General features: G+C 69.4%; 13 protein-coding genes. 8 read left to right on the plus strand and 5 right to left on the minus strand.

All coding sequences use genetic code 11. The annotated features are described in order from the left end of the window. Positions 1 to 115 precede the first annotated feature (115 nt). Complete coding sequence (locus AC1MED_RS00410; RefSeq protein WP_479784834.1) at positions 116 to 1,015, minus strand: IclR family transcriptional regulator; 900 nt, start codon at positions 1,013 to 1,015, stop codon at positions 116 to 118. Between the two features lie 226 nt (positions 1,016 to 1,241). Here AC1MED_RS00410 and AC1MED_RS00415 point away from each other — a divergent pair, with 226 nt between their 5' ends. Then, complete coding sequence (locus AC1MED_RS00415; RefSeq protein ID WP_479784835.1) at positions 1,242 to 2,561, plus strand: MFS transporter; 1,320 nt, start codon at positions 1,242 to 1,244, stop codon at positions 2,559 to 2,561. Between the two features lie 147 nt (positions 2,562 to 2,708). Here AC1MED_RS00415 and AC1MED_RS00420 read toward each other — a convergent pair whose 3' ends face one another. Further along, positions 2,709 to 3,785 (minus strand): ATP-dependent DNA ligase, encoded by a 1,077-nt coding sequence (locus tag AC1MED_RS00420; protein WP_479784837.1) that lies wholly within the window; start codon positions 3,783 to 3,785, stop codon positions 2,709 to 2,711. Between the two features lie 116 nt (positions 3,786 to 3,901). Here AC1MED_RS00420 and AC1MED_RS00425 point away from each other — a divergent pair, with 116 nt between their 5' ends. The 3 genes from AC1MED_RS00425 (at position 3,902) to AC1MED_RS00435 (ending at position 6,958) form a co-directional block, all read left to right on the plus strand. Further along, positions 3,902 to 4,888, plus strand: coding sequence for a TIGR03885 family FMN-dependent LLM class oxidoreductase (locus AC1MED_RS00425; RefSeq protein WP_479784839.1), 987 nt, complete (start codon positions 3,902 to 3,904; stop codon positions 4,886 to 4,888). Next, positions 4,885 to 6,579: an alpha-amylase family protein gene (locus tag AC1MED_RS00430; RefSeq protein WP_479784841.1), complete on the plus strand. Its 1,695-nt coding sequence runs from the start codon at positions 4,885 to 4,887 to the stop codon at positions 6,577 to 6,579. Before AC1MED_RS00425 ends, AC1MED_RS00430 begins: the two co-directional genes overlap by 4 nt. A gap of 142 nt (positions 6,580 to 6,721) precedes the next feature. After that, entirely contained in the window at positions 6,722 to 6,958 is a 237-nt protein-coding gene (locus tag AC1MED_RS00435) for a hypothetical protein (RefSeq protein WP_346958810.1), read from the plus strand. 53 nt (positions 6,959 to 7,011) lie between these two features. Here AC1MED_RS00435 and AC1MED_RS00440 read toward each other — a convergent pair whose 3' ends face one another. Continuing rightward, positions 7,012 to 7,824: an NAD(P)-binding domain-containing protein gene (locus AC1MED_RS00440; RefSeq protein ID WP_479784843.1), complete on the minus strand. Its 813-nt coding sequence runs from the start codon at positions 7,822 to 7,824 to the stop codon at positions 7,012 to 7,014. Positions 7,825 to 7,882: 58 nt separating this feature from the next. Here AC1MED_RS00440 and AC1MED_RS00445 point away from each other — a divergent pair, with 58 nt between their 5' ends. Beyond that, positions 7,883 to 8,584 carry a GntR family transcriptional regulator gene (locus tag AC1MED_RS00445; protein WP_479784845.1) on the plus strand — a complete coding sequence of 234 codons (702 nt, stop codon included), beginning with the start codon at positions 7,883 to 7,885 and terminating at the stop codon, positions 8,582 to 8,584. Positions 8,585 to 8,626: 42 nt separating this feature from the next. Here AC1MED_RS00445 and ligM read toward each other — a convergent pair whose 3' ends face one another. Together ligM and AC1MED_RS00455 are read right to left on the minus strand one after the other, a co-directional pair. Beyond that, the gene (ligM, locus tag AC1MED_RS00450; RefSeq protein WP_479784847.1) at positions 8,627 to 10,039 is read right to left on the minus strand and encodes a vanillate/3-O-methylgallate O-demethylase; all 1,413 of its coding nucleotides are present in this window, start codon (positions 10,037 to 10,039) and stop codon (positions 8,627 to 8,629) included. Positions 10,040 to 10,063: 24 nt separating this feature from the next. Beyond that, positions 10,064 to 11,437: an aminomethyl transferase family protein gene (locus AC1MED_RS00455; RefSeq protein ID WP_479784849.1), complete on the minus strand. Its 1,374-nt coding sequence runs from the start codon at positions 11,435 to 11,437 to the stop codon at positions 10,064 to 10,066. Positions 11,438 to 11,691: 254 nt separating this feature from the next. Between AC1MED_RS00455 and AC1MED_RS00460 the strand changes: the two genes are divergently transcribed. From AC1MED_RS00460 to AC1MED_RS00470, 3 genes are read left to right on the plus strand one after another with little or no spacing between them, the layout of a single operon-like run. After that, complete coding sequence (locus AC1MED_RS00460) at positions 11,692 to 12,423, plus strand: PIG-L deacetylase family protein (protein ID WP_479784851.1); 732 nt, start codon at positions 11,692 to 11,694, stop codon at positions 12,421 to 12,423. Beyond that, positions 12,420 to 13,130 (plus strand): 4-carboxy-4-hydroxy-2-oxoadipate aldolase/oxaloacetate decarboxylase, encoded by a 711-nt coding sequence (locus AC1MED_RS00465; protein ID WP_479784852.1) that lies wholly within the window; start codon positions 12,420 to 12,422, stop codon positions 13,128 to 13,130. The genes AC1MED_RS00460 and AC1MED_RS00465 overlap by 4 nt, the downstream gene beginning before the upstream one ends. Continuing rightward, the gene (locus AC1MED_RS00470) at positions 13,117 to 14,196 is read left to right on the plus strand and encodes a 4-oxalomesaconate tautomerase (RefSeq protein ID WP_479784854.1); all 1,080 of its coding nucleotides are present in this window, start codon (positions 13,117 to 13,119) and stop codon (positions 14,194 to 14,196) included. The genes AC1MED_RS00465 and AC1MED_RS00470 overlap by 14 nt, the downstream gene beginning before the upstream one ends. Positions 14,197 to 14,207 lie beyond the last annotated feature (11 nt).

Below are 14,207 nucleotides of genomic sequence, written 5' to 3' on the forward strand. Positions count from 1 at the left end.
CGGCGGGCCGGGTGATAGGGATTACATTAGCGCAAGTGTTCACATATTGCACGGATGTTCTTATGTCGAACACTCGTTGATGACTTTTGGGGTGGACCCGGGAGATCCGCCGGTTTCAGCCCTGGGGAAGGCGGGCCGAGAGCTCGGCCGCGGCGGCCTGGAGCAGCGGCACGAGGGCCACCAGGGCTTCCATGCTCATCCGGAAGACGGGTACCGCGGTGGCCAGCGAGGCGAAGGCGTGGCCCTGCGAATTGAAGACCGGGACGGCTACGGCACGCATGCCCAGCTCGTTCTCCTCGTCCATGGTGGCGTAACCGCGCTTGCGGACCAGCTCGATCTCGGCCCGGAAGGCGTCCCGGTCCGTGATGGACAGGTCGGTCAGCGGCTCCAGCTCAAGGTCCTCCACCAGCTGCTGCCGCGTGGCGTCGTCGGCAAACGCGACGAGCGCCTTGCCCACGGACGTGGTGTGCAGGGCACCGAGGTGGCCCGGATCGGACGTGACGCGGAAAGTCTGCGGACCGTCCACCTTGTTCACGGTGAGGTGGTGCTGCCCGTCGCGGACCGACAGGATGGTGGCCTCGCCGGTCTCCTCGGTGACGCGCCGCAGGATGGGGAGCGCGGTGCCGGCAAAACCGTGGTGGTTGGAGACCCGCTGGCCGAGCTGGAAGACGCGCAGGCCCAGGTGGTAGCGGCGGCCGTCGGCCTCGTAGTCGACAAAACCGTCCCTGGTCAGCGAGCCGAGCAGCCGGTAAGTGGTGCTGAATGGCAGCTCCGCGCGGCGCGACAGCTCGGCGGCGCTGGCCCCGCGGGGCTCGTCACCCAGCAGGACCAACAGCCCCAAGGCCTTGCCGACCATGTCGGTGCGCGAGTCTTCCTTGGCGGGTTTCGCCGGCTTGAGCGACTCGTCCACCTGGAGGGCCGTGGCCGGCTTCAGGGCTTCGTCCGGACCGTCGCCGGGGGCTTCCGCGGGGGTGTCGGCGGCAGGGGCCGCCTCTGTGTCTTGGTTCACACTCATGGATCGATGTTCTCACATGATGAGAGCTATTGCTAGATCGTGATTATTTTTCTTGACAAGTGATGGCGCTCACAGCCATGCTTGCTACATCGCACAAGTAGCTCCCACCATGTGGCTACTAGTCCGGGTCTTTCCTCGGTCCACCGGCTGCCGCACACTCGAAGCCAGCGGCCGGCGAGACCTTCCCGATCCATCCGCGACAACGTCGTCACACCAAAGGAACACCATGAGCCAGACACTCCCGTCTACGACGCCGGGCACTGCCGCACCGGCCGGGACACCAAAGAAGGCGGCCCTCGCCAGCTTCCTCGGCAGCGCCGTCGAGTACTACGACTTCTTCATTTTCGGTTCCGCCGCCGCGCTGATCTTCCCGAAGGTCTTCTTCCCGGACGCGGGCGCCAACGCCGCCATCATGTCCTTCGCGACCTTCGGCTTCGCCTACGTGGCGCGGCCGGTCGGCGCCGTCATCCTGGGCCACTTCGGTGACCGGGTGGGCCGCCGCAAGGTCCTGATGTTCACCCTGCTGCTGATGGGCGCCTCCACCTTCCTGATCGGCTGCCTGCCGGACTTCAAGACCGTCGGCTGGTGGGCTCCCGCGCTGCTCGTCGTGGCCCGGCTCTGCCAGGGTCTTTCCGCTGCCGGCGAGCAGGCCGGCGCGTCGTCCATGACCCTGGAGCACGCACCGGACAACCGCCGCTCGTTCTTCACCTCCTGGACCCTGACCGGCACCCAGGGCGGCCAGATCCTTGCCGCGCTCGTCTTCATCCCCGTCCTGGCCCTGCCGGACGAGATCAAGTACGGCATCGGCTGGCGCATTCCGTTCTGGCTCAGCGCCGTCGTCGTGGTGGTTGCGTTCTTTATCCGCCGCACCCTGCACGAGCCGCCCGCCTTCGAGGAAGCCCAGAAGAGCGCCCAGATCTCCAAACTCCCCGTCGCGGACCTGCTCAAGCACCACTGGCGCGACGTCCTGCGCGTGGTTGCCTGCGCCTTCATCGCCGCCGTCTCCACCGTGTTCGGGACCCTGGCGATCGCCTATGCCAAGAACGTCGCCAACGTGGACGGCACGATCACCCTGTGGCTCGTCGTCGGCGCCAACCTGGTCGCCCTCGGCACCCAGCCGCTCTTCGGCAAGCTGGCCGACCGGATCGGCCGCAAGCCCGTCTTCATCTACGGCGCGCTGTCCAGTGCAGTCCTGACCCCGGTGTTCCTGCTCAGCCTCGAATCCGGCAGCGTCCCGCTGATGTTCCTCGCCGCCATCGGCTTCTTCTCCTTCGGCTACGCGGCCTCCAACGCGGTCTGGCCTTCCTTCTACGCCGAAATGTTCAGCACCAAGGTCCGCTTCTCCGGACTGGCGATCGGCACCCAGCTCGGCTTCCTGATGGCGGGCTTTGCCCCGGCCATCGTGGCGGCCATGGGCGGCATCAAGCCCGGCGGCTGGGTCCAGATCACCATCTTCACCGGCATCATCTGCGTCATTGCCGCCGTCTCGGCCCTGACCGCCAAGGAAACCTTCAAGGTTCCCACCAAGGAGCTCGGCCTGCGCTAAGGTCCCCGACGCTCCTGCCCGGTTCTGCCCGGAAAAGCCCGGCGTGTTACCGCAACACGCCGGGCTTTTCCGCGTGTCGGGGCAGCGGACGGCGGAAGAACCGGGCTGGAGCGTCGCGGGGAACGCCCGACGCCGAACCCCGGGCCCCTAAGAGCGGCCGGCGCCCAGCACGGCGGCCAGGTCGTAGCTGACCGGTTCCTCCAGCTGGGCGTACGTGCAGGAGGTCGGCTCCCGGTCCGGCCGCCAGCGCACAAACTGCGTGGTGTGCCGGAAACGCTCGCCCTCCATGTGGTCATACTTCACTTCCACCACGCGCTCGGGCCGCAGCGGCGTGAAACTCAGGTCCTTGCCCCCGCTCCAGCGGCTTCCCTCGGCGTTGCGCGGCGTCCGGGATCCCTCCTCCTGCCGGGCCCAGGCCCACGGGTGGTCCGCGAAGTCGGTGACGAGCGGCTGCAGTTCCTCGAACAGCTCCTTGCGTCGCTGCATCGGAAAGGCGCCCACCACGCCCACGTTGGCCAGCACGCCGTCGTCGTCGTACAGTCCCAGCAGCAGCGAACCGATCCGGTCCGGGCCGGAGGTGTGCACCCGGTACCCGGCAAGGACACAGTCAGCGGTGCGTTCGTGCTTGACCTTGAACATGGTGCGCTTGTCCGGCTGGTAGCTGGCGTCGATTGCCTTGGCCACGATCCCGTCCAGGCCGGCGCCTTCGAACTGCCGGAACCACAGTGCCGCGGTATCCCGGTCCCGGGTCGCGGCGGTCAGGTGCACCGGCGCCGAGCTGTCCGCGAGCGCCTGCTCCAGGGCTGCCCGGCGCTCCTGGAACGGCCGGCCGGTGAAATCCTCGTCGCCGAGGGCCAGCAGGTCGAAGGCGACAAAACTCGCGGGGGTCTGCTCGGCGAGCAGCCGGACCCGGCTCGCCGCGGGGTGGATCCGCTGCTGGAGCGCGTCGAAGTCGAGGCGGTTCCCCGGCGGACCGACCAGGATGATCTCGCCGTCGAGCACGCAGCGCGGCGGCAGGTTTGCCCTCAACGCCTCCACGAGCTCCGGGAAGTAGCGGGTCAGCGGTTTGCCGTTGCGGCTGCCGATCTCCACCTCGTCGCCGTCGCGGAAGATGATGGAGCGGAACCCGTCCCACTTGGGCTCGAAGCTCATGTCCCCCTCCGGCAGGGCGCTGACGGCCTTCGCCAGCATCGGCGCGATCGGGGGCATCAACGGCAGTCGCATACGGCCCATTCTGGCGCGGCCGGACGCCGGCGTCGATCCCCGGGGCCGTCCGGCGCGCCGGGCCGCCGCCGGCCGGCGCCCTCGACAGACCCGCGGCCCGGCGGTAGACATTAACGATGGCTACTCTCGGATTCCATGCCTCGCACGAACAGATCAGCCCGGGCCGGCTGCTCAAGGACGTCCAGCTGGCGGAACAGGCGGGATTCGACGCCGCCATGTGCTCGGACCACATTGAGCCGTGGTCGGCACGGCAGGGCCACTCCGGATTCGCCTGGTCCTGGCTCGGCGCCGCCCTGGCCACCACAGGACTGCGGTTCGGCGTGGTCACGGCCCCGGGGCAGCGCTACCACCCGGCCATCATCGCGCACGCCTCGGCCACCCTGGCCGACATGTTTCCCGGACGGTTCTGGATGGCTCCGGGCAGCGGCGAGAACATGAACGAACACGTGACCGGCGACCCCTGGCCGGCCAAGGAAACCCGCCAGCGCCGGCTGGAGGAGTGTGTGGACATCATCCGCCGGCTCCATAACGGCGAAGAGGTGACGCACCACGGGCTGGTCACGGTGGAACAGGCCCGGCTGTGGGACGTGCCGGAGATCAAGCCCCCGCTGATCGCGCCGGCCGTCAGTGTGGAAACGGCCCGCCGCGGCGCGGCGTGGGCGGACGGCCTGGTGACCGTGAACCAGCCGCCCGGCAAGCTCCGGGAGGTGCTGTCCGCCTACCGGGACGCCGGCGGGCGGGGCGAGGCCGTCCTGCAGGTCCACCTGTCCTGGGCCCCGACGGAGCAGGCGGCCCTGGCGACCGCGATGGACCAGTGGCGCAGCAACGTCTTTAGCCCGCCCATCCCGTGGGACCTCCCCGGCGCCGCGCACTTCGACGGCGTCAGCGCCGACGTCGGCCCGGACCAGGTGCGCAAGGTCGTCAACATCTCGGCCGACACCGGGGAGCATGCCCAGTGGCTGGCCGAATACCTGGACCTCGGCTTCGACGAGCTCTACCTGCACTTCGTCGGCCAGGAGCAGGCGCCGTTCATCGACGCTTTCGCCGAACGGGTGCTTCCCCAGCTGCGCTCCGGCAGCCGGCCGCAGGAGGTGACCGCGTGAGGATCGCCGAGACCTCGGACCTGTGGTGGAAGAACGCCGTGATTTACTGCCTGGATCCGGAGACTTTCTTCGACAACGACGGCGACGGCACGGGGGATTTCTCCGGCCTCACCCAGCGCGTGGACTACCTGGCCGCCCTGGGGATCACGTGCATCTGGCTGATGCCGTTCTACCCGTCCCCGGACCGTGACGACGGCTACGACGTCACGGACATGTACGGGGTGGACCGGCGCCTGGGTACCCTCGGCGATGTGGTGGAATTCATCCGCACCGCCCACGACCGGGGCATCCGGGTGATCGCCGACTTCGTCATCAACCACACCTCGGACAAGCACCCGTGGTTTGTCGAAGCCCGCAAGTCGGTGGACAACCCGTACCGGGACTACTACGTGTGGCGGAAGGACACCCCGCCGGACACCTCGGACCAGGTGGTCTTCCCGGGCGAGGAAACCGCCATCTGGACCCAGGATAAGGCCACCGGCGAGTGGTACCTGCACATGTTCGCCAAACACCAGCCGGACCTGAACGTGATGAATCCGCGGGTCCGGGACGAGATCGCAAAATCCATGGGCTTCTGGCTGCAGCTGGGCCTGGACGGCTTCCGCCTCGACGCGGTGCCGTTTTTCCTCGAACTCCGGGGAGAGCCCAAGGACAAGGCGGCCAGAATCGATCCGCACGATTACCTGAGCGCGCTGCGCAGCTTCCTGAACCGGCGGCACGGCAGCGCCGTCCTGCTCGGCGAGGTCAACCTGCCCTACAAGGAGCAGCTGAAGTACTTCGGCGGCGCGGCGGGAAATGAACTGAACATGCAGTTCGATTTCCTCTCCATGCAGAACATGTACCTGTCCCTGGCCCGCGAGGATGCCCGGCCGCTGGCTAAAACGCTGGGCTCCCGGCCGGCGATCCATCCCGACAACCAGTGGGCCATGTTTGTCCGCAACCACGACGAACTGACGCTGGACAAGCTCAGCGACGCGGAGCGGGAGGAAGTCTTCGCCGCGTTCGGGCCCGACCCGGACATGCAGATGTACGGCCGGGGCCTGCGCCGCCGGCTGCCCGGCATGCTTAACGGCGACCCGGCCCGGATCCGCATGGTCTATTCGCTGATGTTCTCGCTTCCGGGCACCCCCGTGCTGTTCTACGGCGAGGAGATCGGGATGGGCGAGGACCTGCGGGCGAAAGGCCGCTCCGCAGTCCGGTCCCCCATGCAGTGGAATGACACGGCCAACGCCGGCTTCTCCACCGCCCGGGAGCAGGAGCTGGTGGCCCAGGTGGTGGACGGCTACTTCGGTCCCAAGAACATTAACGCGGCTGCGGGCAAGCGGGACCCGGAATCTTTGTGGAATTTCATTGCCTCGCTCATCCAGCGTTACCGCGAAAGTCCTGAGCTGGGCTGGGGCCGGTTCGAACTCGTCAAGCAGCCGGTGGCCAGGGTGCTGCTGCACCGCTGCAGCCGGGATGGCTCCGCCCTGCTGCTGGCCCACAACTTCGGCGCCGAACCGGCCTCGGTGAGCGCCAATGCGGCCTCCGCGCAGGAACCGGGGCGCTCCTACGCCGGCGCGGTGCTGCAGGACCTGCTGGACGGCGAGGACATCCCGCTTCAGGACGACGGCGGCTTCGACCTGGAGCTGGACCGCTACGGCTACCGCTGGTTCCGGATCCACCACCCGGAGGACCGGCTCAGCCCCTGATGCCGGCGCAATGGCGCGGAAACGCGGCGGCTCCGCAAAACTAACCCACCGCTTACCGGGCCGAAACGCGGCGGCAACAATGGCGCAGGACACTGGAGATGCCGGCAAGAGCTGGCACCAGCTCCAGTCCAGGAGGCCCTCCATGTTGAAGGAAGCCAAAGCCCAGACAACCCGCATCCGCGCCCTCGACCAGCTGCACCGCGGCGACGAGATCGAGGCCCGGCTGCGCGTCGGCCCGAATTACGACGACGTCGTGATCCGCCGCGGCAGCGTGCAGGAAACGGCGCCGGGGATCGGCGTCGTCTGGATCCTGGACCGGCAGTCCGGGACGCGCAAGGCCGTCAACGCGGACGAATGCAGCCTCTGGCGGGTCGCCTGAGGCAGCTGGGGGCGCTGCGCGGCACAGTCAGCCGACCGGGCCGGCGGGCGTAGTCAGTCAGGACTGCCCGCGGCCAGCGAATGCAGCCACTCGATCGTGCCGTCCGTGATCGGATGGGCGGCCCCGAGCGATTCGAGGAACGAGCGCGCCTGGCACATCTCCTCCTCCCGCCGCACGGCATGCATCCGGCTGCCCTCCAGCAGCCGCGCCACGACCGCGTGGCCGGAGGGGCCCAGTTCCGCGGCGATCTGGTCGATGATCCAGTCCCCGGCTTCCACTGCCCGGGCCGCCGCCACCGACTCGAGGACGGTCGCGGCCAGGCCCTTCATGAAAACACTGCGCAGCAGCTTCAATTCCGCGGCCCGCCCGGCGTCGCCGCCCACACTGGTCCCCGGGATCCCCCATCCGGCGAGGACGGCGAGCAGCTCATCGGCCCCCGCCCCGCTCAGCACGAGGGGCGTCAGGATCCGCGCGCGGGGAACCGGAGCCATGATGGCGACGTCGACAAAGAGGATGCCATGCCGGTCCGCGCGGGCCGCGAGCCGCCGCTTTTCCCCGGGGCCGGCGGTGTTCATATCGGCGAAGAGGGCTCCCGGTGCCATGGCCGGCAGCGCCTCCTCGAGGACGGCGCCCGCGGCGGCTCCGCCAACCAGGCTCAGCACCAGGTCGGCACCGCGGACGGCGTCGCCGACGCCGGCGGCGGGCGTTACACCGGCGGGGACGGCGGTGACGGCCGGATCGGCCGCCGTGACGGCCGCTCCGGCCCGGGCCAGGTCCCCGGCGTAGATGCTTCCTGCCTCGCCGAGACCCAGAACGGCGACGCGCCTGCGGACACTGCCCTCCGTTGCTCCTAGGATTGTAGACAATATGGTGTCTCGCATCGGGGCCCCTTCCTTGTCCGGCCTTTCTGGGAGTTGAATGCACATGTCGTCAGTCACTGGCGGTCCACCGCTGGGGGCCGAAGCCGCCGCCACCGTTGACCCGAGCGTCACCGACGTCGTCCGGGAGGCGATTATCCGCGGCGAGTACGCGCCCAACCAGCGGCTGATCGAGGCGGACCTCAGTGCCGCGTTCTCGGCGAGCCGGGCCACCGTACGGACCGCGCTGCTCGAGCTCGCGGGCGAAGGCCTGGTGGAACGGCTGCCGAACCGCGGGTCCCGGGTACGGGCGATCTCCGTGGACGAGGCCATCGAAATCCTCGAGGTGCGGATCGGCGTCGAGGGCCTGTGTGCCGCCAAGACCGCAGGCCGCCTTTCCGACGACGATGCGGCGGCCCTGGCGGACCTGCGGACCCGGATGATCGAGTCGGTCGCCGAGGGCGACCTGGTCGAGTACTCCCGCCTGCATCTGTCCCTCGACGTCCGGCTCCGCGAACTGAGCCATCATGCCACCGCCTCCGAGGTGCTGGCCCGGCTGCACGCCCAAAGCGTCCGGCACCAGTTCAAGCTCTCCTCACGGCCCCAGCGGGCGAAAGTCTCGGTGCTGGAGCACGCGGCGATCATCGACGCCGTCGTCGCCCGTGACCCCGACGCCGCCGAACTCGCCGTGCGCCGCCACCTGCTGAGCGTCATCGACGCCCTGCGCGAGGTCTCAGCCGCGGAAGCCGGTCCGGCTTCCGCGGGCTGAGGTGCGCCCCCGGCCTGGCCGGAGCCTGGCAGGGGGCGGTCCTCACCCGGCAGCGGTGCCCGCGGTACGCCAGCCGCCGTGGTACTCGGTGCGGGCGGTGACGGCGTAGGGCACCGGGCTCACGACGGCGCGCACGCTGAGCTGCTCGTGCGGTTCCACGGTGGTCTTGCGCGATCCGCCGTCGGGTTCGCCCCAGACCACGCGCACCTCGGTGCCGATTTCCACGTTGGGGTCCACCGTCGCCAGGGACAATCCGCGGCGCTCGTTTGCCGTCACACCGGTGAAGAGCGAGAGACCCACCGCCGCACCGTCGGCGTCCACCACGGAGTCGTAGTTCGACGAGCCGTAGTTCGCGTTGGGGACGTCGAAGAACTGGTAGCCGGGGGTGTCGCGGTCCAGGAAGGACGCCCAGATTTTCGCCAGGTCCTCGTCGTTCCAGGCGAGCGTGACCTTTTTGCGCTGGGCGGCCGGGTCGATCTGCTCGAGGGCGTCGCGGCCGATGAAGTCGTGGTCGAACTTCACGAACGAGCCATAGCCGAGTTCCCACGGCGTGAGGTAATAGTCCTCAATGTCCGCCGACACGAAGGAGCCGGCGAGCGCGTTGATCGCCTCATAGCTCGTGGCGGGCAGCCATTCCCGATAGCCCCGCTCGGCGTCGCTGCTGTAGATGGCCGGCAGCGGCGACGGAATCCAGCCCGACTCGAGCGTGTTCGACGAGTACGCCCGGGAGCCGCAGGGTTCGATGCCGAATTCGACGCCGGCTTCAAGCACCGCGTCCCGGATCTTGCCGTGCTGCTCGTAGGGTCCCCAGATCTCCAGCCCCGGGGCCCCGGCCATCCCGTGGCGCAGGGTGCGCACCTGCTCGCCGGCAATGTCCAGGTGCCCCATGTGGAAAAACTTCACCTGTTCGAGGGTCCCGCCGTTGAGCTTCTCGATGATCTGCCAGGCGTTCGGACCCTGGATCTGGAAGCGGTAATAGTCCCGCTGGACGGCCTGGCCGTAGGGGCGCGACGGCGACCGGTCGTCGTAGCGGCACTCGACGTCGTACCCGCCGGTCTCGGCGTGGAACTGGAGCCAGTTCGCGGCGGGGGCGCGTCCGACGTAGACGAAGTCGTGCTCGGCCTGGTGGAAGAGGATGCCGTCGCCGATCACGCCTCCGTTGGACGCCGTCGGCACAAACTGCTTGGCCGTGTTCACGGGGAAGTTCGCGAAGCTGTTGATGCCGGTATCGGAAAGGAGCCTGAGCGCATCGGGGCCCTTCATAAAGAAGTTCACCATGTGGTGGGACTGGTCGTAGAGCACGGCGGTCTCACGCCAGGCGCGCTGTTCCCGCCGCCAGTTGGTGAATTCCGCGGGGACCACCGGGTAGATGTAGGTGCCGAGCTGTGAATTGCGCAGGTGTTCGACGGTGTTGCCTGCCGCATCGAGCACATCCTGCAGGGACTTCTGGGCCATCGGTTTTTCTCCTTCGGTAGTCGATCAGGTGCCTGGGCCGCGCAGCGTGGCGGCGCGGTAGCTTTCACGGGCATAGCGGACGAACGGGGCCGGGGCGACGGTGGCGCGCACGGCGATCTGCCGGTGCGGCTCGACCTGGAGCTTGGCCGAGTTGGGTTGCTCGCCCCAGAGCACTGTGACCTCGGCACCGGGCTCGGCGCGGCCGGGGTCCAGGGTGGCGAGCGAAACGAACGACTGCTCATTGGCGATATAGCCGCAGTCGAAGGACTGGCCGACGGTCACCCCGTCCTGGAGCACCCGGTCCACCTGGTACAGGGCGTACCGTGCCTTTGGCAGGTCGATGTACTTCGCCGGGGTGCCCGGGCGCAGCAGCGAGCCGATCGCAGCCTGGACGTCGTCGGGGTTCCAGACCAGCGTCGCCTTGCGCCGCTGCGGGCCGGCGGCCAGCGCCTCCAGCGCCTCGCGTCCGACGAAGTCGTGGTCGAACGCGACCGACCGTCCATAGTCCAGGTCAAACGGGGTCAGGTAGTAGTCCTCGATGTCCGGCGGGTCGAAGCTGCCGCCCAGCGACCCCGCCGCCGGGGCCGGAAGCCACTCGCGGTACGCCCGCAGCCGCTCGTCGGAGAAGATCGCCGGCACCGGCGAGGGCACCCATCCCGACTCAAGGTTCGCCGTCGAATAGCCCTTCGCCCCCACCGGGGTCAGGCCGAACTCGGCTCCGGCCTGCAGCAGCGCGTCGCGGACGCGCGCGCCGTCGGCCCACGGTCCGAAAAGCTCGTAGCCGGGCTGGCCGGCCATGCCGTGGCGGATCCCGCGGACTTCCAGTCCCGCGATCGGGAAGCGCCCCATGTGGAAGAAGCCGATCTGCGGCACCGGACCGCCGATCAGCTTCTCGATGATCGCGACGGCGGTGGGTCCCTGGAGCTCGTAGCGGAACAGCCGGGGGTCGCCGGGGCGCACGATCGAATTGCCGTCGCGGACGACGTCGACGTCGTGGTCCCCCGTCTCCGCATGGAACTGCACCCAGTCGATCACCATCGGATGCCCGACCAGGTTGAAGGAGTCGTCCTCAAGGTGGGCGAGGATGGCGTCGCCGATGAGCTGCCCGCGGTGGTTCACCGCGATGAACTGCTTGGCGCGGTCCACCGGGAACCTGGCGAAGGAGTTCACCGCGAGCCCGCTGAGCAGGCGCTCCGCGCCGGAACCGCTGAGGAAAAGGTCGGTCATGTGGTGGGACTGGTCCAGCAGTGCGCAGCTGGTCCGCCAGGAACGCTGCTCGGAGCGCCAGTTGCTGAACTCCGCCGCCACCGGGAACACATGGGGGCGGGCCGGCGAGTTCCGCAGCAGCTCGACCGGCGAACCGGCCCGGTCCAGCGCTTCCTGCAAGGACTCCGTCACCGCACGGCCTCCGTCACTGTGAACTCCTTTGTTCGGACCACCGGACTCTTCGGTCCGCAGGACGAATGCCAGCGGGCGAAAATCGCCGCAGAAGCCCTCAGCCCGCGATTGCTAACAAAATTGTATCCGATGCCTTGACCGCAGTGCCAGAGCGTGGTTCGCTGGCATTGTCCGCGGCTGCCGGGGGCTAGATCGGGAACGCACGTCGTGAACGCACGTCGAGGATGGGCAAGCAATCCGGGAAGGACCTCATCATGGGCAACGGAGGCACTGTGCTGGTGGTCAGCGCACACGCGGGCGACTTCGTCTGGCGGGCCGGCGGGGCGATCGCCGCCGCCACCGCCCGCGGCGAGCGCGCCGTCGTCGTCTGCCTCTCCTACGGCGAGCGCGGCGAGTCCGCCAGCCAGTGGCTGGCCGGGAAGTCGCTGGAGGAGATCAAGGCGCTGCGGCGCAGTGAGGCCGAGGCTGCCGCGGCGGCCCTCGGGGCGGACATCGAATTCCTCGACGCCGGCGACTACCCGCTCCTGCCGAGCCGGGAACTGCTCGATGCCCTCGTCCGCGTCTACCGCCGGGTGCAGCCCACCGTCGTGCTGACCCATCCGCTGCTGGACCCGTACAACGGCGACCACCCGACGGCCGCGAAGCTGGCGATCGAGGCCAGGATCCTGGCCCAGGCGATCGGGTACGACGCGCCCGGCGAGGTGCTCGGCGCGCCGCCGGTGTTCTTCTTCGAACCGCACCAGCCCGAACAGTGCGACTTCAAGCCCGACGTCCTGCTCGACATCACCGCCGCCTTTCCCGCCAAGGAGCGGGCAATGAAGTGCCTGCCCGCCCAGCAGCACATGTGGGACTACTACAGCTCGCTCGCCGTGCGCCGGGGCGTGCAGGTCAAACGCAATGCCGGACCGAACCTGGGCCTGCCCGTCGATACCCGGGGCGAGGCCTACATGCGCTACTACCCGCAGGTCACCGAGGTGCTCGAGTGAGACCCGTTGTGGTCACCGGCGTGCAGCGGGCGGACGCGCCGTCGATCGAGGCCCTCGCCGCGCACGGGGTGGCGACGGTGCACGAGGCCATGGGCCGCAGCGGGCTGGTGGGCGCCGCGCTCCGGCCGATCCAGGACGGGGTCCGGATTGCCGGCTCGGCCGTTACGGTGCTCTGCTGGCCGGGGGACAACCTTATGATCCATGCGGCCGTGGAACAGTGCCAGGAGGGGGACGTGCTGGTGGTGACCACCACCTCGCCGTGCCTGGACGGCTCGTTCGGCGAACTGTTCGCGACGGCGCTGCGGTACCGCGGGGTGCGCGGGCTCGTGACCACCGGCGGCGTCCGCGACGTCGCCGAGCTGCGCGAGATGGGTTTTCCGGTCTGGTCCGCCGCGGTCAACGCGCAGGGGACGGTCAAGGCCACGGCCGGCTCGGTGAACGTGCCGATCACGGTCGGCGGCGCCCTCGTCTGCCCGGGGGACGTGATCGTGGCCGACGACGACGGGGTGCTGTGCGTGCCGCGCGGCGGTGTGCGGGCCGCCCTCGAGGCCGCCGACGCGCGGGTAGCGAAAGAGGCCGAAGCGCGCGCGGCCTACCGCGCCGGAGAGCTGAGCCTGGACCGGAACCGGCTCCGCGGCCTGCTGGACGGGCTAGGCGTCCGGTACGTGAGCGCGGCGGAGTACGAGGCGGACGATGGCCGCGGCTGAGGGCATCCCGTGCCTCCTGATGCGCGGCGGCACCTCCAAGGGCGCATATTTCCTCGCCTCGGACCTGCCTGCGGACCCCGGTGAACGCGACGGGCTGCTGCTGCGGATCATGGGCACCCCCGACCCCCGGCAGATCGACGGGCTTGGCGGCGCGCACCCGCTCACCAGCAAGGTCGCCGTCATCGCGCCATCCCCGGACGACGGCGCCGACGTGGACTACCTGTTCCTGCAGCTGGGTGTCGACACGGCGTTTGTCACTGGCCGCCAGAACTGCGGCAACATCCTGGCCGGGGTGGGCCCGTTCGCGCTTGAGCGCGGCCTGGTGCCGGCCGGCGGGGAGCAGACCGAAGTGCGCATCCGGATGGTCAACACCAACAGCATCGCCACCGCCCGCTTCGCCACCCCCGGCGGCGCGGTGGACTACGACGGAGGCCTCGCGATCGACGGCGTCCCCGGGACGGCGGCCGCGATTCGGCTCAACTTCGAAGGCACCGCGGGCTCGTCAACCGGGGCACTGTTCCCCACGGGCCGGGTCCTGGACCGCGTCGGGGAGGTGGAACTGACCTGCGTCGACAACGGCATGCCGAGCGTGCTGCTGCGTGCCGCCGACCTCGGCGTCACCGGAGACGAACCGCCGGAAGAACTGGAGGCTGATACCGGCCTGGCCGCCCGCCTGGCCGAACTCCGCCTCGCCGCGGCCGGCCTGATGGGCATGGGCGACGTCACCGGCGCGACCGTGCCCAAGCTGGTCCTGCTGGCGCCGCCCCGGGCCGGCGGCAGCATCGCCACCCGCAGTTTCCTGCCCGTCCGCGTCCACACCTCGATCGGCGTCCTCGGGGCGCTCACGGTCGCCGCCGGAGTGCTGGCGGACGGATCGGTGGGCCACGGAATTGCCGCGCTGCCGCCGCCGGACGCCCCGTTCCGGGTGGAGCATCCCACCGGCCACTTCGACGTCGAGGTCGGGGTCGAGCCCTCCGCCGGCGGCTTCACCGTCACCGGCTCGGCCGCCCTGCGCACGGCGCGAAAAATCTTCGAGGGCCGCGTCTATCCACGCCCCCGCCTGTGACACCCACCCCC

It is taken from the genome of Arthrobacter sp. BI5 (genome assembly GCF_056680065.1).

Excerpts from the sequence above, each read along its gene's own strand:
- AC1MED_RS00410 (WP_479784834.1), bottom strand. The coding sequence starts at position 1,015 with ATGAGTGTGAACCAAGACACAGAGGCGGCCCCTGCCGCCGACACCCCC.
- AC1MED_RS00435 (WP_346958810.1), top strand. The coding sequence starts at position 6,722 with ATGTTGAAGGAAGCCAAAGCCCAGACAACCCGCATCCGCGCCCTCGAC.
- AC1MED_RS00470 (WP_479784854.1), top strand. The coding sequence starts at position 13,117 with ATGGCCGCGGCTGAGGGCATCCCGTGCCTCCTGATGCGCGGCGGCACC.
- AC1MED_RS00415 (WP_479784835.1), top strand. The coding sequence starts at position 1,242 with ATGAGCCAGACACTCCCGTCTACGACGCCGGGCACTGCCGCACCGGCC.
- ligM (WP_479784847.1), bottom strand. The coding sequence starts at position 10,039 with ATGGCCCAGAAGTCCCTGCAGGATGTGCTCGATGCGGCAGGCAACACC.
- AC1MED_RS00460 (WP_479784851.1), top strand. The coding sequence starts at position 11,692 with ATGGGCAACGGAGGCACTGTGCTGGTGGTCAGCGCACACGCGGGCGAC.
- AC1MED_RS00420 (WP_479784837.1), bottom strand. The coding sequence starts at position 3,785 with ATGCGACTGCCGTTGATGCCCCCGATCGCGCCGATGCTGGCGAAGGCC.
- AC1MED_RS00425 (WP_479784839.1), top strand. The coding sequence starts at position 3,902 with ATGGCTACTCTCGGATTCCATGCCTCGCACGAACAGATCAGCCCGGGC.
- AC1MED_RS00445 (WP_479784845.1), top strand. The coding sequence starts at position 7,883 with ATGTCGTCAGTCACTGGCGGTCCACCGCTGGGGGCCGAAGCCGCCGCC.